General features: G+C 67.6%; 8 protein-coding genes. 4 read left to right on the plus strand and 4 right to left on the minus strand.

The window, feature by feature from the left end; translation table 11 throughout:
• Both ABZS97_RS43010 and ABZS97_RS43015 read right to left on the minus strand, forming a co-directional pair.
• Positions 1 to 214 (minus strand): hypothetical protein (locus tag ABZS97_RS43010; protein WP_356149088.1); only part of this gene is annotated, 214 nt, incomplete at its 3' end.
• 153 nt (positions 215 to 367) lie between these two features.
• Positions 368 to 1,024, minus strand: coding sequence for a DUF1707 domain-containing protein (locus tag ABZS97_RS43015; protein ID WP_356149090.1), 657 nt, complete (start codon positions 1,022 to 1,024; stop codon positions 368 to 370).
• A gap of 293 nt (positions 1,025 to 1,317) precedes the next feature.
• On the opposite strand from ABZS97_RS43015, the gene ABZS97_RS43020 reads away from it, so the two are divergent.
• Positions 1,318 to 1,569, plus strand: coding sequence for a hypothetical protein (locus tag ABZS97_RS43020; protein ID WP_356149093.1), 252 nt, complete (start codon positions 1,318 to 1,320; stop codon positions 1,567 to 1,569).
• 119 nt (positions 1,570 to 1,688) lie between these two features.
• Here the strand turns inward: ABZS97_RS43020 and ABZS97_RS43025 are convergent, their stop codons facing one another.
• On the minus strand, positions 1,689 to 2,345 hold the full coding sequence (locus tag ABZS97_RS43025) for a TetR/AcrR family transcriptional regulator (RefSeq protein ID WP_356149096.1): 657 nt from the start codon (positions 2,343 to 2,345) through the stop codon (positions 1,689 to 1,691).
• A 115-nt stretch (positions 2,346 to 2,460) separates the two neighbouring features.
• Here ABZS97_RS43025 and ABZS97_RS43030 point away from each other — a divergent pair, with 115 nt between their 5' ends.
• From ABZS97_RS43030 to ABZS97_RS43040, 3 genes are all read left to right on the plus strand, one after another.
• Complete coding sequence (locus ABZS97_RS43030; protein WP_356149107.1) at positions 2,461 to 3,471, plus strand: hypothetical protein; 1,011 nt, start codon at positions 2,461 to 2,463, stop codon at positions 3,469 to 3,471.
• A 64-nt stretch (positions 3,472 to 3,535) separates the two neighbouring features.
• Positions 3,536 to 4,864 (plus strand): IS701 family transposase, encoded by a 1,329-nt coding sequence (locus tag ABZS97_RS43035; protein WP_356149098.1) that lies wholly within the window; start codon positions 3,536 to 3,538, stop codon positions 4,862 to 4,864.
• Positions 4,865 to 4,915: 51 nt separating this feature from the next.
• On the plus strand, positions 4,916 to 5,134 hold the full coding sequence (locus tag ABZS97_RS43040; RefSeq protein ID WP_356149101.1) for a hypothetical protein: 219 nt from the start codon (positions 4,916 to 4,918) through the stop codon (positions 5,132 to 5,134).
• Here the strand turns inward: ABZS97_RS43040 and ABZS97_RS43045 are convergent.
• Positions 5,103 to 6,221 (minus strand): alpha/beta hydrolase, encoded by a 1,119-nt coding sequence (locus tag ABZS97_RS43045; protein WP_356149104.1) that lies wholly within the window; start codon positions 6,219 to 6,221, stop codon positions 5,103 to 5,105. The two genes, ABZS97_RS43040 and ABZS97_RS43045, sit on opposite strands and share 32 nt — an antisense overlap.
• Positions 6,222 to 6,304 lie beyond the last annotated feature (83 nt).

Consider the following 6,304-nt stretch of genomic DNA (forward strand, 5'->3'; position numbering starts at 1 on the left):
GCCGGATCGCCGATCCGGCCGGCGGGGGCCGCACAAGCGTCGACGAATCACCGTGGACGCTGAGGCGCATCCCCATCCCGCACGCGCCGTGTACCGCCGCGGTGACCAGTACTTCGAAGCCCTTGAACAGCACTTCCTGCCAGGCGAGTTCGTCGTGGTTCATGCCCTCGACGTCGACGCCGGCGGTCCGGTTCAGCCCGCCCCCTCGGGACATGACGGAGCGTCATGCCCGGCGTATCACGGCGGGGATGTACCGCGGCTCGTGGTCTGGAATCGAACACACCCTCAGGCCGTGACGGCTCCCTGTGATCGCAGGGAGCCTCGCTCAAACCGCCCGGGCCACCGCCACCAGTTCCCACTGATGGAGTCAATCGCCTGCAGGTGGGGAGGCAGGCTGGCGCAGCAGCCACTGTCCGAACGTCCGCCGTGCGCGCCGCACCACGACGTGGCCGTGGGTCGTCGTGCCGACCAGCTCCACGCGCAGCGTGATAGGCGTCCCGGGGTCTGGAGCCTGACGAATCTTGATCTTGCTGTGTACGAGGCTCAGGGCACCGGTATCGACCTCGATGCCCGGCTTGGTGATCAGCGTCAGCTTCTTGCCGGCCGTGTTCATGTCGATCCGTAAGGTGTCCTGCGTGATCACTGCCTGAGTGAAGTCGAGCGTCACCTCACACCACGCCGTGGCCAGCTCCAGTCTCCGCGGCACCACCCAGCGCCCCTCGCGTCTGACCGCACCACTGTGAATGCCCTCGATGCGGAGTACGTCCTTGACCTCCGCTACAGCGGTGCCGGTCGAAGCGGACACGGCCGGCAGGTCAGCCGTCAGTGCGGTGAGCTCTCTGACGGTGCGTGCCGACAGGGCGGCTTCCAGGCGTTCGTCCAACTCGTCCGCGGTCAGCAGGCCGTCCCCCGCCGCGATGCGCAGCACGTCCACGACGCGGTCCCGGTCCGCATGAGATGCCCTCAGCTCGGGTGACGAGTCGGGGCTTGTGCGCTTCCCGGTGGGCGAGATCTCTCCCGGCATACTTCCGTCCTGGTCCCTGGTTCTGTCGAACGTCTCCGTGCGACGCAGGCAGCGGCGCGAGAAGAAGACTAGCGCTATATCGCGACATGGATCCCGGCTGGACCTCATCACGAAGAGGCGGTGGGCGGCGTCGATTCACGGCAAGCGCCAGCCACCCATCATGCCGAGACCCAGGGTCTCCACATGGGTGCTGCCTACGCCCGTTTCACGGCCCGCTGTTGATGGCGCTCCCTCGAAACGGCTCGTGAGACAGTCGGGCACGGCTCACCGATCGTCACTGCGGAGAAGGATTCATGAGAGCGGTGCCGGCCGTCATCGGCCGTGATGAGTTCGACGTCCTGGTCGTCGGGACCGACTACCACGATGACCAGGCATGGCAGGACGTGACGGCGGCGCTGACGGAGCCCTGGGGAGACAGGCAGTACGAGGCACGCGTCCACTTCATGGACGACCCGGCCTGGGCAGGAGCGACCATTGACGAGGCGCTGAATGCGGTCTGCGCCGACGAGAACCTGGCCGTTGTCTTCCTAGTACTCCAGTCGTAGATCGCAACCTGACACGGCGTCATCTACGTCGAATTGGCTGACGAGGATGATGACGGCCGGGTGCATCGGCATGTTCTGGATCTACTGTTTGCCCAGCGGATGCCCCAGTTGGCTCGACTTCACGGCTGGGTGCGGCGCTCCGCGGCGTCGAACGCGGGCGCGAGCGGGGCCAATGCTGCGCGGAGTTGGTCGAGCAGTGAGCCGGAGGGCACGACCAGTCCTCCGGCGCCGAAACTCCCGGCGGCCCCCGCGTTCCCGGTCGGCTGGAGCCAGCCTTCCAACGCGATGCGAACCGCCGCGGCCACGCTTGCCGCGAGAACGCGGGCTGTGTGCGCTCCGGCGTCACCCAGGCGTTCGGTGATCACCGCCGCGAGAGGGGGCTCAATGTCGGCGGTGGTCTCGAGGAACGCGTTACGCAGCGCGGTCCGGGTGGTGATCAGCAGAAGTGCCTCGTGTTCGCGCTCACCGGTGTTCATGTACTGCTCGACCACTGCTTCGGTGATGGCGTCAGCCAGGCGCACTCCTGCGGGCCGGGCCGCGACCGTCGCCGCGATCCGCGCGTCCCGGTCAGCGGTGACAGCGGAGACGATCGCCTGCTCGCGACTGGCGAAGTAGTTGTTGTAGGTGCGCGGCGAGACCCCGGCCGCCTCGGCAATGTCCTCGACCCTCACCTGGTCCGGTCCGTGCTCCACGGCCAGGCGCAGGGCCGCCTCGCGTAGCGCCTCCCGGGTCGCCTGTTTCTTCCGCTCCCGCAGCCCTGGTGGTGGTGTCGTCACGGTGTCAGCGTTCCACACAGGACTGCGTGCCCGCAAACTTGCGTGCACGCACTTTTCCTGTAAGCCTCGACCCGACCGAGACCGGCAGAGAGGACGTCACGTGCGAGCCAGAGGAATGACCTACGACACCGGATTCGTCGTACACGGCCAGACATCCCGCGAGCACTTCGACCTTGCGGTGGTCCGGCGCGAACTCACCATCATCCGCGACGACCTGCACTGCAACGCGGTCCAGATCATCGGCGGCGACCCGGACCGACTGGAGCTGGCCGCCGGTGCCGCCGCCGAGCTCGGCCTGGAGGTCTGGTTCTCGCCCTATCCACTGGAGCTGGATCCGGAGCAGATCTTCACGCTCTTCCGCGACTGCGCCGAGCGAGCAGAACGGCTCCGGCAGCAGGGGGCCGCAGTCGTGTTCGTCGCAGGGACCGAGGTGAGTGTGATGAACCGCGGGTTCCTGCCCGGGGAGAGCCCCGAGAGGCGGGTCGAGCAGCTGATGAGCCAACCCGAGCGGCGGGCCGAAGCGATGCGCGAGCTCGGCGTGCGCATCAACGCATTCCTCCGCGACGCCGCAGCCACGGTCCGCGAGCGCTTCCAGGGCAAACTCACCTATGCATCCATCCAGTTCGAGCAGGTCGACTGGACTCCCTTCGACATCGTGACGTTCGAGCTGATCCGCTCCGCCGAGGTCGCCGACCGATTCCGGGACGCGGTGCGCACTCTGGCCCAGGGCCCGAAGCCGCTCGCTATCACCGGGTTCGGCACCGCGGCTTACCGCGGCGCGGGAGACCGCGGTGGGCGGGTGCTGGAAGTGGTCGAGCACGACCCAGAGACCAAGGCCCCTGTACGGCTCAACGGCATATACGAGCGTGACGAGGCCGGCCAGGCCGCGTATCTGAGCGAGCTGCTGGAGATCTTCGAGACCGAGGGCGTGGACAGCGCGTTCGTGTTCTTGTTCGCCTTGCCTGGCTACCCGCACCGCCCTGACGGCGACCCCAGGGACGATCTGGACCGGGCTGGCCTGGGCATCGTCAAACTCCTCGAAGGGCACCGGGGGCAGACCTACCCCGACATGGAATGGGAACCCAAGGCCGCCTTCGCGGCAGTGGCGCAGCGGTATCGGAGGTGACAGGCCCCGCCACGGTGACCACGGTTCGGGATCTGCACTGCGGCGCAGTGCAGATCCCGAGCAGATGGAAGCGGCATTCGCCGAACTCGCCGCAGATCTCGCGCCGGTCCACCGCCGCCGCGACCTGCGGGCCAACGGTGTGTTGTACCTGCGCGGGTTACTGATGCCGGGCGCTGCGGGCAACTGCTGGTCGATCGCGGAGGCAGTCGGCCTGGACCGGCCCTATCGCCTGCACCATCTGCTCGAACGCGCCTGCTGGGAGGAGGACGCCGCGAGAGATGTGGTGCGCGCGTTCCTGACCCGGCACCTCGGCGCCGACGGCGGAATCCTGATCTTCGACGAGACGGGGCAGGCGAAGAAGGGGACGAAGACCGCGGCCGTGGGTCGGCAGTATTCCGGCACGATGGGCAGGGTTGAAAACGTGATCGTCGCGGTGTACACGACGTACGCGACCAAGCGGGGCCACGCCCTCATCGATCGGGACCTGTACGTGCAGGCCGACTGGTTCGCCGATCCCGCGCGGATGGCGACGGCGGGATTCCCTAAGGATCACGCATTTGCCACCAAGCCGGCGCTCGCCCTCGAGCAGGCGAAACGGGCGCTGGTCGCCGGGATCAGACCGGAGTGGGCGACCGGGGACGAGGTGTACGGGCGCAGCCGGGAGTTGCGCGAGTTCTTGGAAGGCGCTGGCATCGGCTATGTGTTCGCAGTGCCCGTCGACCACCAGTTCACCACCTCCGGCGGCCGGCGCATGCGCGCGGGCCAGGTACTGCACCTGGTCGAGCCGGACGGGTGGAACCGCCGCTCGTGTGGAGCGGGCGCGAAAGGCCAGCGCTACTACGACTGGGCGTGGATCGCCACCGACCACCCGCGCCGATGGCTGCTCATCCGCCGCTCCATCGCCGACCCGAGCGACATCGCGTACTTCTACGCCTACGCGCCCGAGGGCCATCCCTGTCCCCTGACCGACCTGGTCAAGATCGCCGGGATGAGATGGAAGGTGGAGGACGACTTCCAGGACTCGAAATCCACTGTCTCACTCGACCAGACCCAGGTCAGGCGCTATCGGGCGTGGAAACGCCACGTCACCATGGCCATGGCGGCCCTCGCCCTGCTCGCCGTGCTCGCGGCCATCGACAAGGCTAGCCACCCCGCCCCCATACTGCCCGACGATCCCGACCAGGCCCCGCCGACGGAGTGCGGCGCGATCGCGCTGACCGTCCCCGAGGCCCAGCGACTGTTTCACCTGTTCACCACGCGCATCCGTGACTTACCGCCGTCGACCATGCGCGCCCGGATCGCCCGGCATTTGAACTGGTCCGACTGGCGACGACGCCACCAGGCCCGAGCCCGCTGGCACCACTATCGAACCCGACTCGCTCTCGATGCATGACACCACGTCAGGTCGCGATCTACGACTGGAGTACTAGCCGACCGGACCACCATGCAAGCTGAGAGCCACGCGTTGCTGGCGGTCACCACGCTGACGCGAGAGGAGTGCGTGGATGACGAGGACTGCGAGCAACTGACCGAGTTCGGCGGTGAGTTCCGCGCCGTCCTCGCGGGGGTTCACGACGTCCACGCCAATCTGAGCATCGGCAACCTGGGCTTCGAGGAGTACACCGCATGCCTCACGCCGCCTGCGCGAGAGCGGCTGAGATGACCTCTGCGATCTGCTGCGGAGCCTCGTCCGGTAGGAAGAAGACTGAACCGGGAAGCGTCACCAACGTCACGTTGGGGGCGGCCTCGAGTGTTGCCCGCTCGGCGTCGGTGAGGCCGCCGTCGCCCTTCTCGGCGTGGACCACCCACGCCGGGTTGTTCAATGAGGCGAGGTCGGCTGCCGGGTCACGATCCGCGGCGAGGTAGTCGAGATACTCGCCGCACAGGGGGACCGTATCGGCGGCCCGGTTCCTCTTGAGGTCCTCGATCAGCTCCTTCTTGTGTGCCGGATCGGTCTTGGCGGATCTCGCCATAAGCGGCATCAGCTGGATCAGCAGGGCCATTGGCCATTTGCCGACCTTCTGTGAGGCCCGCACGACGGTGCGGAAGAATCGGGCCTCGTCCGCCGTGGTCAGGCTGATCCCGAGCAACACGACGGGGCCGTGGAACTGGCCCGACCGCACCATGTCCAGGGCCACCGTCGCCCCGAGTGAGAAGCCAACGACCACGTCGCAATCGTGTGTCTTGGCGAGCTCGCCGGCTTGGCGGGCCAGGGCGGGGATGGACACGTCTTTGGACGGTGGTGCGCCAGCGTTACCTGGCATGGTCGTGGCCACCAAGCGGGCACCGGCAAGTGCAGGATCAGCCATAACGAGGTTGAACGACCGTGCTGCGCAGGCACCGCCCGGCAGGAGCAGAACTGATCGGTCCGCGTCATGTGACCCCGCGGTCAGAACTTCCCAAGGATCCCTCATGGCTGCCTCCATTAGAACGGTACGCCCGACGTCCCCCCGCTGCCTTCCGCAGGTCTTCGGTCTGCGCCACCGACAGCAGTCCGTGGCTGCCGGCGGAGACCAGGTCGCCGTATGGGGCGGCGGGTCCGTGAACTGAGGCCGGGCTTCTTGGTGATCACGGGCTTGGCCGGCAGCAGCAATGCACCGATCAGGGCGGGGGCCGCGAAGACGACGTTCACGTACATCACGCAGCGCCACGACGCCCATTCGGTGACATGCCGCCGAGCAGCAGCCCGAGCGCGCCGCTTCTTGCTGTGCCTTGGGCAGCGCGATGTTCACGACGGTCGCATCGAGCATGACCGTCGTTGCGGGGCGGCGTCTGCGGCGACCGCTGCTGTCACCTCACGGCCCTTGGCCTCCGGGGCGGCCCCGAGGCGGGC

The sequence above is a fragment of the Streptomyces sp. NPDC005485 genome, assembly GCF_040606085.1.
GTDB lineage: Bacteria > Actinomycetota > Actinomycetes > Streptomycetales > Streptomycetaceae > Streptomyces.